This window comes from Bordetella genomosp. 13 (genome assembly GCF_007679965.1).
GTDB lineage: Bacteria > Pseudomonadota > Gammaproteobacteria > Burkholderiales > Burkholderiaceae_B > Bordetella.
In genome coordinates this window covers 1,030,464-1,046,668 of record NZ_VEHL01000001.1, presented here as the reverse complement: position 1 = coordinate 1,046,668, position 16,205 = coordinate 1,030,464, and the positions used below count along the sequence as shown (strand labels likewise).

Sequence of the window (16,205 nt, the reverse complement as noted above, 5' to 3'; positions counted from 1 at the left end):
GTCAGGCTCCGGCGCCGATTTCGGCTGCGGGCGTGCGTTCGGCATCGGCGTCGGCCTGGACTGCGTCGAGCACCACCAGGGGATCGCCCATGTCGATCCGCCTGCCGCGCGCGCAGCGGATGGCGGCGACCACGCCCGCGCGCGGCGCGGCCACGGTCAGCTCCATTTTCATGGCCTCGATCACCACCAACGGATCGCCCGCCTCGACCCGCTGGCCGACCTCCACGGGAATCTTCCAGACGCTGCCGGACATGTCGGCGGCCACCAGGCTCTGCCCCGCCGCCAGCGGCACGTCTTCTTCCTCGACGGGCGGCGGCGCATCCTGCGCGGCGCTGTCCTCGGCCTGCCACAGCGCCACTTCGGCGTCGAAGGCCGCGCGCTGCCGCTGCTGGAACGACGCGATGCCGTCCGCGTGCTCGGCCAGGAAACGCTGATGCTGCGCGTAGTCGAACACCTCTTCCTCGATGCGCAGCCCGATGCGGCCCGCGCGGAAATCGGCGCGCAGCACGTCCAGCTCGGCCTCGCTCACCGGATAGAAGCGCACCTGGTCGAAGAAGCGCAGCAGCCAGGGCTTGCCGTCCTGGAACACGGAATTCTTCAGGAACTTGTTCCAGATGGGCAGCGTGCGGCCCACCAACTGGTAGCCGCCGGGCGAGTCCATGCCGTAGATGCACATGTACACGCCGCCGATGCCCACCGTGCCTTCGGCGGTGAAAGTCCGTGCGGGGTTGTACTTGGACGTCAGCAGCCGGTGACGCGGGTCGATCGGCACCGCGCACGGCGCGCCCAGGTACACGTCGCCCAGTCCCATCACGAGATAGCTGGCCTCGAACACGATGCGGCGCACGTCCTCGCGCGAATCCAGGCCGTTGATGCGCTGGATGAAGTCCACGTTGTTCGGCAGCCATGGCGCGCTGGCGCGCACGGTCTCGCGGTAGCGCTCGACTGCGCCCAACGTGGCGCCGTCCTCGAAGGCCATGGGCAGGTACACCACGCGGGTCGGCACCTTGACCTGCGAGGCGTCCGGCAGGCCCTGCTCGATGCGCAGCAGCCGCTCGACCAGTTCGCCCTGCGAGATGCGCCGGCCTTCGTAGCGGATCTGCAGCGAGCGCACGCCGGGCGACAGCTCTTCGATGCCAGGCACCGGGTCGGCCTGCAGCGCCTGCATCAGCAGGTGCACGCGCAGGCGCAGCGCCAGGTCCAGCACATTCTCGCCGTACTCCAGCAGCAGGTAGCCGTCGCCGGCCTGCCGGTAGGCCACGCCAGGGCGGCCGGGCGCGGGCGGCAGGCTGGCCACCAGCGTGGTGGCCGCGCCATCCGCGTGCGCGGCCAGGGCGACGTGCGTGGCGCCCGGGGCCGACAGCGTCTCGATGCGCGCGTCCTGCTCGCGTTCCAGCGCCACGGCTTGCGCGTAGTCGATGCGCTTGAAGCGGATGCGGTCGCCCGGCTTCACCTGCCCCACCTTCCACAGCTCGGCGCGCGCGATGGTGACGGGGCACACGAAGCCGCCCAGGCTGGGGCCGTCGCGCGTCAGGATCACGGGGCTGTCGCCCGTGAAGTTGATGCTGCCCACGGCATATTCACAATCGTGGATGTTGGACGGATGCAGGCCCGCCTCGCCGCCGTCCTGCCGCGCCCACGTGGGCCTGGGGCCGGTCAGCCGGACGCCCAGGCGGTTGGAGTTGTAGTGCACTTCCCAGTCGGCGGCGAAGAACTCGTCGATGGCTTCCGGGGTGAAGAAGTCCGGCGCGCCATGCGGCCCGTACAGCACGCCGATCTCCCAGTGGCTGCCGTAGGCGGGTATCAGCGCGGCGGCTGGCGCCTGCGGGGCACGCGGCGCGATGGGCGCGTCGGACAGCCGCGCATCGCCGCGGCCCAGCGGCAGCATGTCGCCCATGCGCAGGATGCGGCCGGCGTGCCCGCCGAACTGGCCCAGCGCGAAGGTCGAGCGGCTGCCCAGGTACACGGGCACGTCGAACCCCTCGCGCACCGCGAGATAGACACGGCACCCCTCTGTGACACGGCCGGTGGCCAGCACCTGGCCGGACCGCACGGCCACGGGCTGCCACATCGCGATGGGCGCGCCGTCCAGCGTGGCCGCGCAGGCGCCGCCCGTCAGCGCGATCACCGTATCGGCATGGAAGCGCAGCGTGGGGCCGGCCAGCGTGGCCTCCAGGCCCGCCGCCTCGGGCGCGTTGCCGACGATGCGGTTGGCCAGGCGGAACGCGTAGTCGTCCATGGGGCCCGAGGGTGGCACGCCGATGTCCCAATGGCCCGTGCGGCCCGGATAATCCTGGATGCTGGTGTAGGTGCCGGCCTCGATCACCTCCACCGCCGCGGGGCGGTAGACGAACGAATCGAGAAAGCGCGTCGACACCTTGCCCGCGCGGAACGCCGGATCGTCCACGATCTGGCGCAGGTAGTCCAGGTTGGTGGCGATGCCATGCAGGCGCGTGCGCGCCAGCGCGTCGGCCAGGCGGTCCAGCGCCTCGGCGCGGTCCTTGCCATGCACGATGAGCTTGGCCAGCAGCGGGTCGTAGAAGGCCGGCACGTCGGTGCCCGTCTCGACCCAGCCGTCAACGCGCGCATCGTCCGGAAAGCGCACTTCGGTCAGCACGCCCGGCGACGGCTGGAACTGCCGCAGCGGATCCTCGGCATACAGGCGCACCTCGATGGACGCGCCTTCGGGCCGCACCTGCATCGCCTGCCAGTCCAGCTCGCCCGCGGCCACGCGCAGCATGCAGGCGATCACGTCCAGGCCCGTGACCGACTCGGTGACGGGATGCTCGACCTGCAGGCGCGTGTTCACCTCGAGGAAGTAGAAGCTGTCGCGCGCGCCGTCGTAGATGAACTCGACCGTGCCCGCCGAACGATACGAGACCGACTCGCCCAGCCGCACCGCGGCCTGCAGCAGGGCCTGCCGCGTGGCGGGCGGCAGCAGGGGCGCGGGCGTCTCCTCGATCACCTTCTGGTTGCGCCGCTGCACCGAGCAGTCGCGTTCGCCCAGCGCGGCCACGCGGCCCTGGCCGTCGCCGAAGATCTGCACCTCGACGTGGCGCGCGCCGTCGACGTAGCGCTCGATGAACACGCCGCCATCGCGGAAGAAATGCGTGCCCATGCGCTGCACGCCTTCGAACGCGGCCCGCAGTTCGTCGGCGTCCGCGCAGCGCGACAGCCCGATGCCGCCGCCGCCCGCGGTGCTCTTCAGCATGACGGGATAACCGATGCGCTCGGCCTGGTCCAGCGCCTCGTCCAGGCTGGCCAGCAGGCCCGTGCCCGGCGTCATCGGCACGCCTGCGGCCGCGGCCAGCTCGCGGGCCCGGTGCTTCAGGCCGAACTCGCGGATCTGCTGCGCGGTGGGCCCGATGAACGCGATGCCGGCCGCTTCGCAGGCCTCGGCGAACTCGGCGCTTTCGGACAGGAAGCCATAGCCGGGAAAGATCGCCTGCGCGCCGGTCTGCCGCGCGGCGTCCAGCAGCGCATCGATGCGCAAATAGCTGTCGGCTGCCTTCTCTCCGCCCAGCGCCACGGCCACGTCGGCGGCACGCACGTGCGGCGCGTCGCGGTCGGGGTCCGAGTACACGGCCACGCTGCGGATGCCCAGGGACTTGAGCGTGCGGATCGCGCGCACGGCGATCTCGCCGCGATTGGCGATCAATACGGTGTCGAACATGTTCCTTCCCCTTGTATGGTGATCAGCGCGTGGCGGCGTTCAGGCTGGCGATGTAGGCGCGCCAGCCGCCGAATCCGGTGATGTCGCGCGCACCTTCCAGGGCACGCGGCTCGCAGATGAAACCCTTGACCAGCCGGCCGTCGGCCAGCTCCAGCGTGCCGATGCCCAGCGGGCCCGGAATCTCCGCCACGAAGCTGCCGAACGCGGCGGCGGGCACGTCCCACAGCTCGACCAGGATGGACGCGCCGTCCGCCGCGCGCACCAGCCCGGGCTTGGGCGGCGTGGTGTTGGCCAGCGCATACAGGCGATAGCCGTCAGCGGTCGCGGTCTGCTGCGCCAGCACCGCGCCGCGCGAGGTCAGCTGGTGATTCAGCGGCATGCCGGTCAGGTGGGCGCCCACCACGGCCACGCGGATGGTGCCGGCCTGCGGCTCCGTGCGTGGCGCGGACGCGGGCAGCGGCGCGCCCGTGGCGCCCAGCGGCAGTCCCAGGCGGGCCTGCCACACGCGGCCGAACTCGGCCAGCGCGGCGTCCTGCCAGGCCATGCCGATCAGCGTGATGCCCACGGGCAGGCCGTCCTCGCGCAGGCCCGCAGGCACGGCCAGCGCGCTGAGGTCCGCCAGGTTGGCGAAGTTGGTGTAGTGGCCCAGGCGCGAATTCAGCGTGACGGGATCCGCCTGCAGCTGCTCGATCGTGTAGATGGACGGCGAGGTCGGCACCACCAACGCATCGAATCCGGCCAGCGCGCCGTGGATGGCGCGCGCCAGGTCGGCGCGGCGGTACTCGGCGCGGAACGTGTCCGCGGCCGTGTAGCGCGACGCCTGCTCGACGATGCCGCGCACCACCGGATGGATGGCGTCGGGCTGCTCGCGCCACAGGCCTTCCACCGCGCAGAAGCGCTCGGCCACCCAGGGGCCCTGGTACAGCAGTCCGGCCAGCTCGACGAAGGGCGTGAAGTCTATCTCATGCACGTCGGCGCCCAGCTCGCGCAACTGCCGCACCGATTGCTCGAAGGCCAACCGTGCCTGCTCGTCGCCGTGGAATTCCAGTTGCGCCGGGATGGCCAGGCGCGGCTTGCCCGGCCATGGCGACGCGGAGGCGGGACGCTCTCGCGAATACGGATCGGACGCATCGAAGCCGCCCGCGATCTCGGCCACCCGGCTGGCGTCGTCCACTGTCAATGCGAACACCGACACGCAATCCAGCGTGCGGCAGGCCGGCACGACCCCGGCGGTGCTGAGCCAGCCTCGCGTGGGCTTGAGGCCGACCAGGTTGTTGAAGCCCGCCGGCACGCGGCCCGAGCCCGCGGTGTCGGTGCCCAGCGAGAAGACGGCCAGGCCGCGCGCCACCACCGAGGCCGAGCCCGAGCTGGAGCCGCCGCTGACGTAGGCGGGATCGAAGCTGTTGGCCACCGCGCCGTACGGCGAGCGCGTGCCCACCAGGCCCGTGGCGAACTGGTCCAGGTTCGTCTTTCCCACCAGGATGGCCCCCGCCGCGCGCAGGCGCGCCACCACGGTGGCATCGCCCACGGGATCATGCGCGAACGCGGGGCAGCCCGCCGTGGTGGGCCAGCCGGCCGCGTCGATGTTGTCCTTGATGGCGAAGGGCACGCCGTACAGCGGCAGACTCGCGAGGTCGCCGCCGGCCGACGCCAGGCGTTGCGCCAGCTCGCGCAGTTGCGCATCCAGCCGCGCGCGGTCCAGCCGGGCTATCCACGCGTTGTCGTGCGCATCGAGCTCGAGGTACGGCGCCAGCAGGTCCTGCGGCGCGGCGCCGGCCGCATAGGCCTCTTGCCATTGGGCGATGGTCCAACCGGACCGGGACTGCATGGAGGTGCTGGCGTTCATCGAGGGATTCCGTCTTGTATGCAAGTAAGGATTCCTCAAGCAATGCGCATGCCATGTTGCTGCCGGAGACCGCGCACGTGCCGCATTTCCCCAGGGAAACGCCTGCGCGCGACGCGTCGCGGCAAGCGCGCGGGGGCAAGGCCGGCCGATGCATCCGGCGCGTGCCAACGCACAACGGTGGTGCGCTCCATGCACCGAAGCCAGGCGACGCGCACCATCGCGGCCAAGCCTCGCCGAGGCGGGTTTACCCCTGTCCGGACGGCCGCTTCCCAATGAGCGCACGCCGTTGCCGGCGTATTGGCATGGGTATTGCTTTTGATCCCATGTCCACGCTTGCCGCGCAGTCCGCCATCAAGGATGCCAGCCAGCGATGGGCCGAGCAGTGATCCCGCTTTCGGAACCCCGCATGCCGGCACGACCGGCCTCTATCACAGGAGTCACCATGCAACGCAGACTAGTCCTCAAGCACCTTGCCGCGGCCACCATGCTGGCCACGGCGGGAGGATGGGTGTCGACCGCCGCAGCCGCCGACACCATCAAGGTCGGCATCCTGCATTCGCTGTCGGGCACCATGGCCATCTCCGAGACGTCGCTGAAGGACGTGGCCTTGATGACCATCGACGAGATCAACGCGAAAGGCGGCGTGATGGGCAAGAAGCTCGAACCCGTCATCGTGGACCCGGCCTCGAACTGGCCGCTGTTCGCCGAGAAGGCCCGCCAGCTGCTCAGCCAGGACAAGGTCGACGTGGTGTTCGGCTGCTGGACCTCCGTGTCGCGCAAGTCGGTGCTGCCCGTCTTCAAGGAGCTGAACGGCCTGCTGTTCTATCCCGTGCAGTACGAGGGCGAAGAGCTGGAGAAGAACGTGTTCTACACCGGCGCCGCGCCCAACCAGCAAGCCATCCCGGCGGTCGAATACCTGATGAGCGAAGACGGCGGCGGTGCCAAGCGCTTCGTGCTGCTGGGCACCGACTACGTCTACCCGCGCACCACCAACAAGATCCTGCGCGCCTTCCTGCATTCCAAGGGCGTGAAGGACAGCGACATCGACGAGGTCTACACGCCGTTCGGCCATTCCGACTACCAGACCATCGTGGCGAACATCAAGAAGTTCGCGGCGGGCGGCAAGACGGCGGTGATATCGACCATCAATGGCGACTCGAACGTGCCGTTCTACAAGGAGCTGGGCAACGCGGGCCTGAAGGCCACGGACGTGCCGGTGGTGGCGTTCTCGGTGGGCGAAGAGGAACTGCGCGGCGTGGACACCAAGCCGCTGGTCGGCCACCTGGCCGCGTGGAACTACTTCCAGTCGATCAAGAACCCGGCCAACGCCGAGTTCGTGAAGAAGTGGAAGGACTACGCGAAGGCCAAGAACCTGCCCAACGCCGCCAGCGCGGTCACCAACGACCCGATGGAAGCCACCTACATCGGCATCCACATGTGGAAGCAGGCCGTCGAGCAGGCCAAGACCACCGAGGTCGACAAAGTGATCTCGGCCATGGGAGGCCAGAAGTTCACCGCGCCGGACGGCTACACCATCGAGATGGACAAGACCAACCACCACCTGCACAAGCCGGTGTACATCGGCGAGGTGCAGGCCGATGGACAATTCAACGTGGTCTGGAAGAGCAAGGGTCCGATCCGAGCCCAGCCGTGGAGTCCGTACATCCCCGGCAACGAAGGCAAACAAGGTCTGTAAACGCGGAATAGGGCGCAGCCATGCGACTTGCGGCAATCACCGGCCGGCTGGGCCGGTTCCTGCTGGGCTGCGCGCTCGGCCTGGCGGCCCTGTCCGCCGGAGCCGGCGCGCAGGGCCTGGATCCGGCCTTGCTGGCCCCATTGGCCGGCGACGAGACCGATGCCAAACTGGGCGCCATCGACCGCCTGGGGCGCCTGCCCGACCCGCTGGCGGCCGAGGTGCTGAAGGCGCTGGGCGACGGCCAGCTGCTGGCCACGCCCGATGGGCGCGTGCTGGTGGAGCGCGGCGGCCAGCCGGGCGACCAGGTGCTGGACCCTGCCACGGGCCAGTCGCTGGCCAGGCCCGACGACGCCGACGGCGTGATGATCAACAACCGCCTGCGCCGCGCCATCAGCGCCGCGCTGGCGACCTCGCAGCTCTACGCCAAGACGCCCGCCGAACGGCTGGCCGCGGCGCAGCGCCTGCAGCAGAGCAGCGACGCGAGCCGCCTGCCGCTGCTGGACGAGGCCCTCAAGCGCGAGACCGATCCCCAGGTGCGCGGCGCGCTGGAGATCGCGCAGGCGCGCCTGCAGCTGGCCTCGGACGACCCCGCCCTGCGGCGCGCGGCGGCGCAGTCCCTGGGCCAGACGCGCAACGCGGCATTCCGCCCGCTGCTGGCCGCGCTGGTGCAGACCAACCCCGACGGCACCCATGCCGAGCCCGACGCCGGCGTGCGCGAGGCCGCCGAGACCGCGCTGCGCGCGATCGACCGGCACATGGCTACGCTGGAATGGGCTGGCAACCTCTTCTACGGCATCAGCCTGGGCAGCGTGCTGTTGCTGGCCGCGCTGGGCCTGGCCATCACCTTCGGGCTGATGGGCGTGATCAACATGGCGCACGGCGAACTGCTGATGATCGGCGCCTACACCGCCTACATGGTGCAGACGGCGTTCCGCCAGTACCTGCCCGGATGGATCGACTGGTACGTGCCGGCGGCGCTGCCCGTGGCCTTCGTGGTGACGGCGGCCGTGGGCATGGCGCTGGAGCGCACCGTGATCCGCTGGCTGTACGGCCGTCCGCTCGAGACCCTGCTGGCCACCTGGGGCATCAGCCTGATGCTGATGCAGACGGTGCGTACGCTGTTCGGCGCGCAGAACGTCGAGGTCAGCAATCCGGGCTGGATGTCCGGCGGCATGACGGTGCTGGGCGGCCTGGTGCTGAGCTACAACCGCATCGCCATCATCGTCTTCGCGATGGCGGTCGTGTTCCTCGTCTGGCTCCTGCTGAACCACACGCGGCTGGGATTGTTCGTGCGCGCCATCACGCAGAACCGCCGCATGGCCGACTGCGTGGGCGTGCCCACGGGCCGTGTCGACATGCTGGCGTTCGGCCTGGGCTCGGGCATCGCCGGCCTGGCCGGCGTGGCGCTGTCGCAGCTGGGCAACGTGGGCCCCGACCTGGGCCGCGGCTACATCGTGGATTCGTTCATGGTGGTGGTGCTGGGCGGCGTGGGCCAGCTGGCCGGCACCGTGATCGCCGCGCTGGGCCTGGGCGGCGTCAACAAGTTCCTGGAGCCCTACGCGGGCGCCGTCATGGCCAAGATCACCATCCTGATCCTCATCGTGCTGTTCGTCCAGAAACGGCCACAGGGTCTGTTCGCCCCGCGCGGCAGGAGCGTCGATTGAATACCGTCCCGTTTCCTCCCGACCTGGCGGCCTGCGCGCGCCAGCCGCTGTTCCCGCCGCGCGCCTGGCTGGCGCTGGCCGTGGTGGTGGCGCTGCTGGCGCTGCTGCCCGCGCTGAACCTGTTCTACGCGCCCGGCGACGCCCTGCACGTGTCCTCGTACATGGTGGCGCTGGCCGGCAAGTTCATGTGCTATGCGCTGGCCGCGCTGGCGCTCGACCTGGTGTGGGGCTATGCCGGCATCCTGTCGCTGGGCCATGGCCTGTTCTTCGCGCTGGGCGGCTATGCGCACGGCATGTACCTGATGCGCGCCATCGGCCGCGACGGCGTCTACCAGAGCGACCTGCCCGACTTCATGGTGTTCCTGAACTGGAAGGAATACCCCTGGTACTGGGCGTTCACCGAGCACTTCGCCTACGCCATGCTGCTGGTGGCGCTGGTGCCGGGCGCGCTGGCCTTCCTGTTCGGCTACTTCGCGTTCCGCTCGCGCATCAAGGGCGTGTACTTCTCCATCATCACGCAGGCGCTGACGTACGCGGCCATGCTGCTGTTCTTCCGCAACGACACCGGCTTCGGCGGCAACAACGGCTTCACGGACTTCAAGCGCATCCTGGGCTTCGACATCACGGCGCCCTCGACCCGGGCGGTGCTGTACTGGACCACGCTGCTGGCGCTGGCCGGGTCGCTGGTGGTGGCGCGCATGGTCACGCAGTCCAAGCTGGGCCGCGTGCTGACCGCCGTGCGCGATTCCGAGAGCCGCCTGCGCTTCCTGGGCTACGAGCCGCTGGGCTTCAAGCTGTTCGTGTGGACGCTGTCCGCGGTGATGTGCGGCATCGCGGGCGCGCTGTACGTGCCGCAGGTGGGCATCATCAATCCCGGCGAGATGTCCACCGAGAATTCCATCGAGATGGTGATCTGGGTGGCCACCGGCGGCCGCGGCACGCTGATCGGGCCCATCCTGGGCGCGGGCGTGGTCAACGGATTGAAGACGTGGTTCACCAGCGTGGCGCCGGAGTTCTGGCTGTACGCGCTGGGCCTGATCTTCGTGCTGGTCACGCTGTTCCTGCCGCAGGGCATCGTGGGGCTGGCGCGGCGTTGCGCCGAGCGCTGGCGCGAGCGCCGCGCGGCGGTGCGCATCGAGGAGCAGAAGGCATGACGCATCCCATCGACACGAACCCCGACGCCGCGCTGCAGGGCGGCGCGGGCGGCGATCCCAGCTACGGCCGCGTCAGCGCGGGCGGGCTGGACACCACGCACGGCGCCATCCTGTACCTGGAAGACATCACCGTCAGCTTCGACGGCTTCAAGGCGTTGAACAACCTGACGCTGGACATCGGCGTGGGCGAGCTGCGCTGCATCATCGGTCCCAACGGCGCCGGCAAGACAACCATGATGGACGTCATCACCGGCAAGACGCGGCCCACCTCGGGCACCGCGTACTTCGGCCAGACCATCGACCTGACCGCCCTGTCCGAGGCCGAGATCGCGCACGCCGGCATCGGCCGCAAGTTCCAGCGGCCCACCGTCTTCGAGCAGCACAGCGTCTTCGAGAACCTGGAACTGGCAATGAAGACCGGCAAGCGCGTGCGGCCCACGCTGTTCGCGCGCCTGAGCAGCGAACAGGCCGACCGCATCGCGCAGACACTGGACCTGATACGCCTGCGCGCGCATGCCGCACGGCCCGCGGGACTGCTGTCGCACGGCCAGAAGCAATGGCTGGAGATCGGCATGCTGCTGATGCAGGAGCCGCGCCTGCTGCTGCTGGACGAACCCGTGGCCGGCATGACCGACGCCGAGACCGAGCGCACCGGCGAGCTGTTGAACGAACTGCGCGGCCAGCATTCGCTGATGGTGGTGGAGCACGACATGGATTTCGTCACGCAGATCGCCGGCCCGGGCAAGGTGACGGTGCTGCACGAGGGCTCGGTGCTGGCCGAGGGCACGATGGCCGCCGTGCAGGCGCATCCGCGCGTCATCGAAGTCTATCTGGGACGATGACGCGCTCCCTCTTACCACCTTCGCCATTGTTGAAAAGGCCAGGCCGCCGGCCGGCGGCCGCCGAGGAGTTTCCATGCTCGACGTAACGTCAGTGAACCAATACTACGGCGGCAGCCACACGCTGCGCGGCATCTCGCTGTCGCTCAAGCGCGGCGAATGCCTGGCCCTGCTGGGCCGCAACGGCGTGGGCAAGACCACCCTGCTGAAATGCCTGATGGGCGTGCTGCCCGTGGCCAGCGGCGGCGTGACGCTGGACGGCCGCGACGTCACCCGGCTGGCGCCGCACCAGCGCGCCGCGCGCGGCATGGCCTACGTGCCGCAGGGCCGCGACATCTTCGCGCGGCTGACGGTGCAGGAGAACATCGTGATGGGCATGGCCACCAAGCCCGCCGCGCGCGCGCGCCGCATCAAGGAGGAAGTATTCGAGCTGTTTCCGGTACTGCGCACCATGCTGAACCGGCGCGGCGGCGACCTGTCGGGCGGGCAGCAGCAGCAGCTGGCGATCGCCCGCGCTCTGGTGGCCGAGCCCAGCCTGATCATCCTGGACGAGCCGACCGAGGGCATCCAGCCCTCCATCATCAAGGACATCGGCCGCGTCATCCACATGCTGCGCCAGCGCGGCGACATCGGCATCCTGCTGTGCGAGCAGTACTTCGACTTCGCCAAGGAACTGGCGGACCAGTTCGTGGTGCTGTCGCGCGGCGAGGTGGTGGCCCGCGGCGACCGGACGCAGATCGACGGCGACGACGTCAGGAAACACCTGTCGGTGTAGCGCCGGCCGGCGTCGCGGCGCAATTGCTTGACCCTTCAATCAAAGGGAAAACTCCGGGTGTCGGAAGCCCACCTTATGTGGGAGGATTTGGCACGCCCATGGGATCACCGGCAAGGCTTTGTTCGACAAGCAAGGGGAATTGCAGGACATCGCCGCGTCCACCATGGCGCCAACCGCTTTCCAACGCTATCAAGGATTCTCGATGAAGAAGAAAACCCTGCCGTTGCTCGTACTCATGGCCCTGACGGTGCCGCTGGCCGGCTGCGGCGGCAGCGACTCGGACGATGAATCGCCCCCGGTCGTCACCAACCCGCCGCCCACGCAGGAGCCCACCATCGTGGCCGACTCGGACCCTGCCAGCTGCTCCGTCGTGTCCAGCAGCGGCAGCGCCGTCGTGGTGGGTTCCGGCCAGGCCGGGGACCCGGCCGCGCCGGAACCGGCCTCGGGCTACCGCCTGGGCTACAAGGCCAAGTACGCCAGCAAGTACATGGTGGTCGCCAACACGCCGCTGGCCACCAAGGCGGGATGCGACGTCCTGAAAGCGGGCGGCACCGCCGCCGACGCGGCCATCGCCGTGCAGGCGGTGCTGGGCCTGGTCGAGCCGCAGTCCAGCACCATCGCGGGCAGCGCATTCATGATGTATTACGACGCGGCCACGAAGAAAGTCACCGCGTACGACGGCCGCGAGACCGCCCCGGCCGCCGCCACCGGCTATTACCTGGCCCGCCAGGACCAGGCCGACCCGACCTCGCCCGCTCCCGTGCCCAGCGCGCGCCGCAGCGGCCGCTCCATCGGCGTGCCCGGTGTGATGCGCATGCTGGAAATGGCCCACAAGGAGCACGGCAAGCTGGAATGGAGCGAGTTGTTCGACGAGGGCATCCGCCTGGCCGACGACGGCTTCAAGATCCCCGGCCGCATGGGCAGCGCGCTGGCCGGCTCGGCCAGCTCGCTGCGCCTGGATGCCGATGCCGTGGCGATCTATTTCGACGTGAACGGCAACGTCCGGCAGACCGGCGACGTGATGACCAATGCGCCCTACGCCCAGACGCTGCGCATCCTCGCCCAGAAAGGGGCGGACGGTCTGTACACCGGCCGCATCGCGCAGGACATCGTCGCCAAGGCCAGGCAGACGGTGGGCGCCGATCCGGCCCGCACGCCCATCACCCCCAGCCTGATGACCACCGACGACCTGGCCGCGTACCAGGCCAAGAAGCGCGAGCCGGTCTGCACGACGTACCGCAATGCCTACTACGTGTGCTCGATGTCCCCGCCCTCGTCCGGCGGCATCGCCATCGCGCAGGCGCTGGGCATCCTGGAGAACTTCGACCTGTCCGCCTACGGCCCCACCGGCCCGCTGGACGAAGGCGGCATTCCCAGCGTGATGGGCGTGCACCTGGTGTCCGAGGCGGAACGCCTGGCTTATGCCGACCGCGACAAGTACGTGGCCGACACCGACTTCGTTCCCCTGCCCGGCCGCGGCGTGTCCAGCATGCTGGACAAGAACTACCTGAAGTCGCGCGCCAACCTGATCAACACCGCCGCCAGCATGGGCACCGCCACGGCGGGCGTGTTCGACTCGGCCACGGCGCGCTTCGGCATCGACAACACGGTGGAGTACGGCACCACGCACTTCTCCATCGTCGACACCTACGGCAACGTGGTGTCCATGACGACCACCGTGGAGTCGAGCCTGGGGTCTTTCCACATGACCAACGGCTTCCTGCTGACCAACCAGCTGACCGACTTCAACTCGCCTCCGAACGGCACCGACGGCAATCCCGTCGCCAACCGGGTCGAGCCGGGCAAGCGGCCGCGCAGCACGATGGCGCCCACGCTGGTATTCCGGGGCACCGAGCCGGGCGACTTCCTGATGGCCACGGGTTCGCCCGGCGGCGGGACCATCATCCAGTACGTGGTCAAGACGGTGGTTGGCGCGTTGGACTGGAACCTCAACGCCCAGCAGGCGACCTCGCTGGTCGACTTCGGGGCGACCAACTCGCCCAATACCAACATCGACACGGCCAACACCACCCTGGACCTGTTGCCACTGCAGAACGGCCTGCGCGCCATGGGCCACGGCATCAACGCCGGCGCGCAGTCCAGCGGCATCTCGACCATCATGCGCGTGCAGAAGGATGGCGCGGTGCAACTGGAGGGCGGCGTCGACCCGCGGCGTGAAGGCATCGTGCTGGGCAACGGCGCGCTGTAACGCGCGTGCATGCGGCGTGGCGGCCCGATCCGCCACGCCGCATTGTTAACTCTGGGTAAACGCAGTTTTGAACTGTCCACGCATCGGCGCGCGGACGGCGCGCGTAGAGTCCAGCGGGAGTCCCGCCGCATCCGGCGGGCGCTGGAGACCCACGCAATGAAGACGTACCGCATCGCCACCATACCCGGAGACGGCATTGGCAAGGAAGTGATTCCCGCCGGCCGCCGCGTGATGGAAGCCCTGGCCGAGACCCAGGGCGACTTCCGCTTCGAGTTCGAGGATTTCGACTGGGGCGGCGACTACTACCGCCGCCACGGCATCATGATGCCCGAGGACGGCCTGGACGACCTGCGCGACAAGGACGCCATCCTGTTCGGCTCGGCGGGCGATCCACACATTCCCGACCACGTCACGCTGTGGGGCCTGCGCCTGAAGATCTGCCAGGGCCTGGATCAGTACGCCAACGTACGGCCCACGCGCATCCTGCCCGGCATCGACGCCCCCCTGAAGCGCTGCGGACCCGACGACCTGAACTGGGTGATCGTGCGCGAGAACTCCGAGGGCGAATATGCCGGCGTGGGCGGCCGCGTGCACCAGGGCCTGCCCATCGAAGCCGCCACCGACGTGTCGATGATGACGCGCGCCGGCGTCGAACGCATCATGCGCTATGCATTCCGGCTGGCCCAGTCGCGGCCGCGCAAGCTGCTGACCGTGGTGACCAAGTCGAACGCGCAGCGCCACGCCATGGTGATGTGGGACGAGATCGCCGTGCAGGTCGCCGCCGAATTCCCCGACGTGAAGTGGGACAAGGAACTGGTCGACGCCGCCACCGCGCGCATGGTCAACCGCCCCGCCTCGCTGGACACCATCGTGGCCACCAACCTGCACGCCGACATCCTGAGCGACCTGGCCGCCGCGCTCGCCGGCAGCCTGGGCATCGCGCCCACCGGCAACATCGATCCCGAGCGGCGCGGCCCGTCGATGTTCGAGCCCATCCACGGCTCGGCCTTCGACATCATGGGCAAGGGCCTGGCCAATCCGGTGGGCACGTTCTGGTCCGTCGTGATGCTGCTGGAGCACCTGGGCGAGACGGCGGCCGCGCAACGCGTGATGGCGGCGGTGGAGGCCGTGACCGCGGACCGCTCGCTGCACACCGGCGACCTGGGCGGCCGCGCTGGCACCGAGCAAGTCACCGAGGCGGTGTGCCGGCACGTCCGGCAGGCCGGTTCGGCGCAGAAAGCGGCGTAGCGGCCATCGCGCGGCCGCCCCGGCCTGAGGCCGGACAGCCGCGCGGGACGCACGCCCAGCCCCGCCCGCCCAACACCACACAACAGCGGCGCGGCTTTCCATCCCTGGAGGAGACACGCATGAACAAGACGCTGCAACACGCGCGCGGCCTGCTGGCCGTGGGCATCGCACAACTGCTGCTGGCCGGCGCGGCCTCGGCGCAATCGTATCCGGCCAAGCCCATCACGCTGATCGTGCCCTTCCCGGCGGGCGGCACCACCGACGTGCTGGCCCGCGCGCTGGGGCAGGACCTGGGCAAGCGGGTGGGCCAGCCGGTGATCGTCGAGAACCGCCCCGGCGCGGGCTCGACGCTGGGCGCCGACTACGTCGCGCGCACCGCGGCGGACGGCTACACGCTGCTGATGGGCGCGGTGCACCACACCATCGCAACCAGCGTCTACCGCAAGCTGAACTACGACTTCCAGAAGGACTTCGCGCCCATCACCACGGTGGCGCTGGTGCCCAACATCCTGGTGGTGAATCCGGCAGTGAAGGCCGCGTCGGTGCAGGAGCTGCTGGCCTTGGCGAAGGCCCAGCCCGGCAAGCTGACCTTCGGCTCGAACGGCGTGGGCACCGGACAGCACCTGATCGGCGCGCAGTTCGAGGCGCTGGGCGGGGTGAAGCTGCTGCACGTGCCGTACAAGGGCAGCGGGCCGCTGACGACCGACCTGCTGGGCGGCCAGATCGACATGTCGTTCGACACCATCACCCCCGTGCTGCCGCACGTGCAGCAGGGCAAGCTGCGCGCGCTGGCGGTGACGACGGCGCAGCGCTCGAAGGCCCTGCCCGACGTGCCGACCATGCAGGAAGCCGGACTGAAGGACTTCGACATGGGCACGTGGTTCGGCGTGCTGGCGCCGAAGGGCACGCCGGCCGACGTGGTGCAAAAGCTGAATACGGAGATGGTGGCGATCATCCGCTCGCCAGACTTCGGCCGCCGCATGGCGGAGATCGGCGCGGTGCCCGTGGGCAACACGCCGGCCGAGATGGCGACGCAGATCCGCGACGATACGCGGAAGTACGGGAAGCTGGTGAAGGAGGCGGGGATTTCGCTGGAGTAGC

Annotated in this window: 10 protein-coding genes; 8 read left to right on the top strand and 2 right to left on the bottom strand. The window is 69.6% G+C overall.

What is annotated here, in order from left to right; translation table 11 throughout:
• Position 1: 1 nt before the first annotated feature.
• Together uca and atzF are read right to left on the bottom strand one after the other, a co-directional pair.
• Complete coding sequence (uca, locus tag FS845_RS04775) at positions 2–3,673, bottom strand: urea carboxylase (protein WP_144630950.1); 3,672 nt, start codon at positions 3,671–3,673, stop codon at positions 2–4.
• Between the two features lie 22 nt (positions 3,674–3,695).
• Positions 3,696–5,519, bottom strand: coding sequence for an allophanate hydrolase (gene atzF, locus FS845_RS04770; RefSeq protein ID WP_144630949.1), 1,824 nt, complete (start codon positions 5,517–5,519; stop codon positions 3,696–3,698).
• Between the two features lie 442 nt (positions 5,520–5,961).
• Between atzF and urtA the strand changes: the two genes are divergently transcribed.
• The 8 genes from urtA (at position 5,962) to FS845_RS04730 (ending at position 16,204) form a co-directional block, all read left to right on the top strand.
• The gene (gene urtA / locus FS845_RS04765) at positions 5,962–7,215 is read left to right on the top strand and encodes an urea ABC transporter substrate-binding protein (RefSeq protein ID WP_144630948.1); all 1,254 of its coding nucleotides are present in this window, start codon (positions 5,962–5,964) and stop codon (positions 7,213–7,215) included.
• 20 nt (positions 7,216–7,235) lie between these two features.
• Positions 7,236–8,879, top strand: a complete 1,644-nt coding sequence (gene urtB / locus FS845_RS04760) for an urea ABC transporter permease subunit UrtB (RefSeq protein WP_144630947.1) — start codon at positions 7,236–7,238, stop codon at positions 8,877–8,879.
• Entirely contained in the window at positions 8,876–10,033 is a 1,158-nt protein-coding gene (urtC, locus tag FS845_RS04755; protein WP_222129957.1) for an urea ABC transporter permease subunit UrtC, read from the top strand. Before urtB ends, urtC begins: the two co-directional genes overlap by 4 nt.
• On the top strand, positions 10,030–10,875 hold the full coding sequence (urtD, locus tag FS845_RS04750; protein WP_144630946.1) for an urea ABC transporter ATP-binding protein UrtD: 846 nt from the start codon (positions 10,030–10,032) through the stop codon (positions 10,873–10,875). The genes urtC and urtD overlap by 4 nt, the downstream gene beginning before the upstream one ends.
• Positions 10,876–10,948: 73 nt before the next feature.
• Positions 10,949–11,647 carry an urea ABC transporter ATP-binding subunit UrtE gene (gene urtE, locus FS845_RS04745; RefSeq protein ID WP_144630945.1) on the top strand — a complete coding sequence of 233 codons (699 nt, stop codon included), beginning with the start codon at positions 10,949–10,951 and terminating at the stop codon, positions 11,645–11,647.
• Positions 11,648–11,849: 202 nt separating this feature from the next.
• Positions 11,850–13,856, top strand: a complete 2,007-nt coding sequence (locus FS845_RS04740) for a gamma-glutamyltransferase family protein (protein WP_144630944.1) — start codon at positions 11,850–11,852, stop codon at positions 13,854–13,856.
• A gap of 156 nt (positions 13,857–14,012) precedes the next feature.
• Entirely contained in the window at positions 14,013–15,104 is a 1,092-nt protein-coding gene (locus FS845_RS04735) for a tartrate dehydrogenase (protein WP_144630943.1), read from the top strand.
• A 119-nt stretch (positions 15,105–15,223) separates the two neighbouring features.
• Entirely contained in the window at positions 15,224–16,204 is a 981-nt protein-coding gene (locus FS845_RS04730) for a Bug family tripartite tricarboxylate transporter substrate binding protein (RefSeq protein ID WP_144630942.1), read from the top strand.
• The last annotated feature ends 1 nt before the right edge of the window (position 16,205 follow it).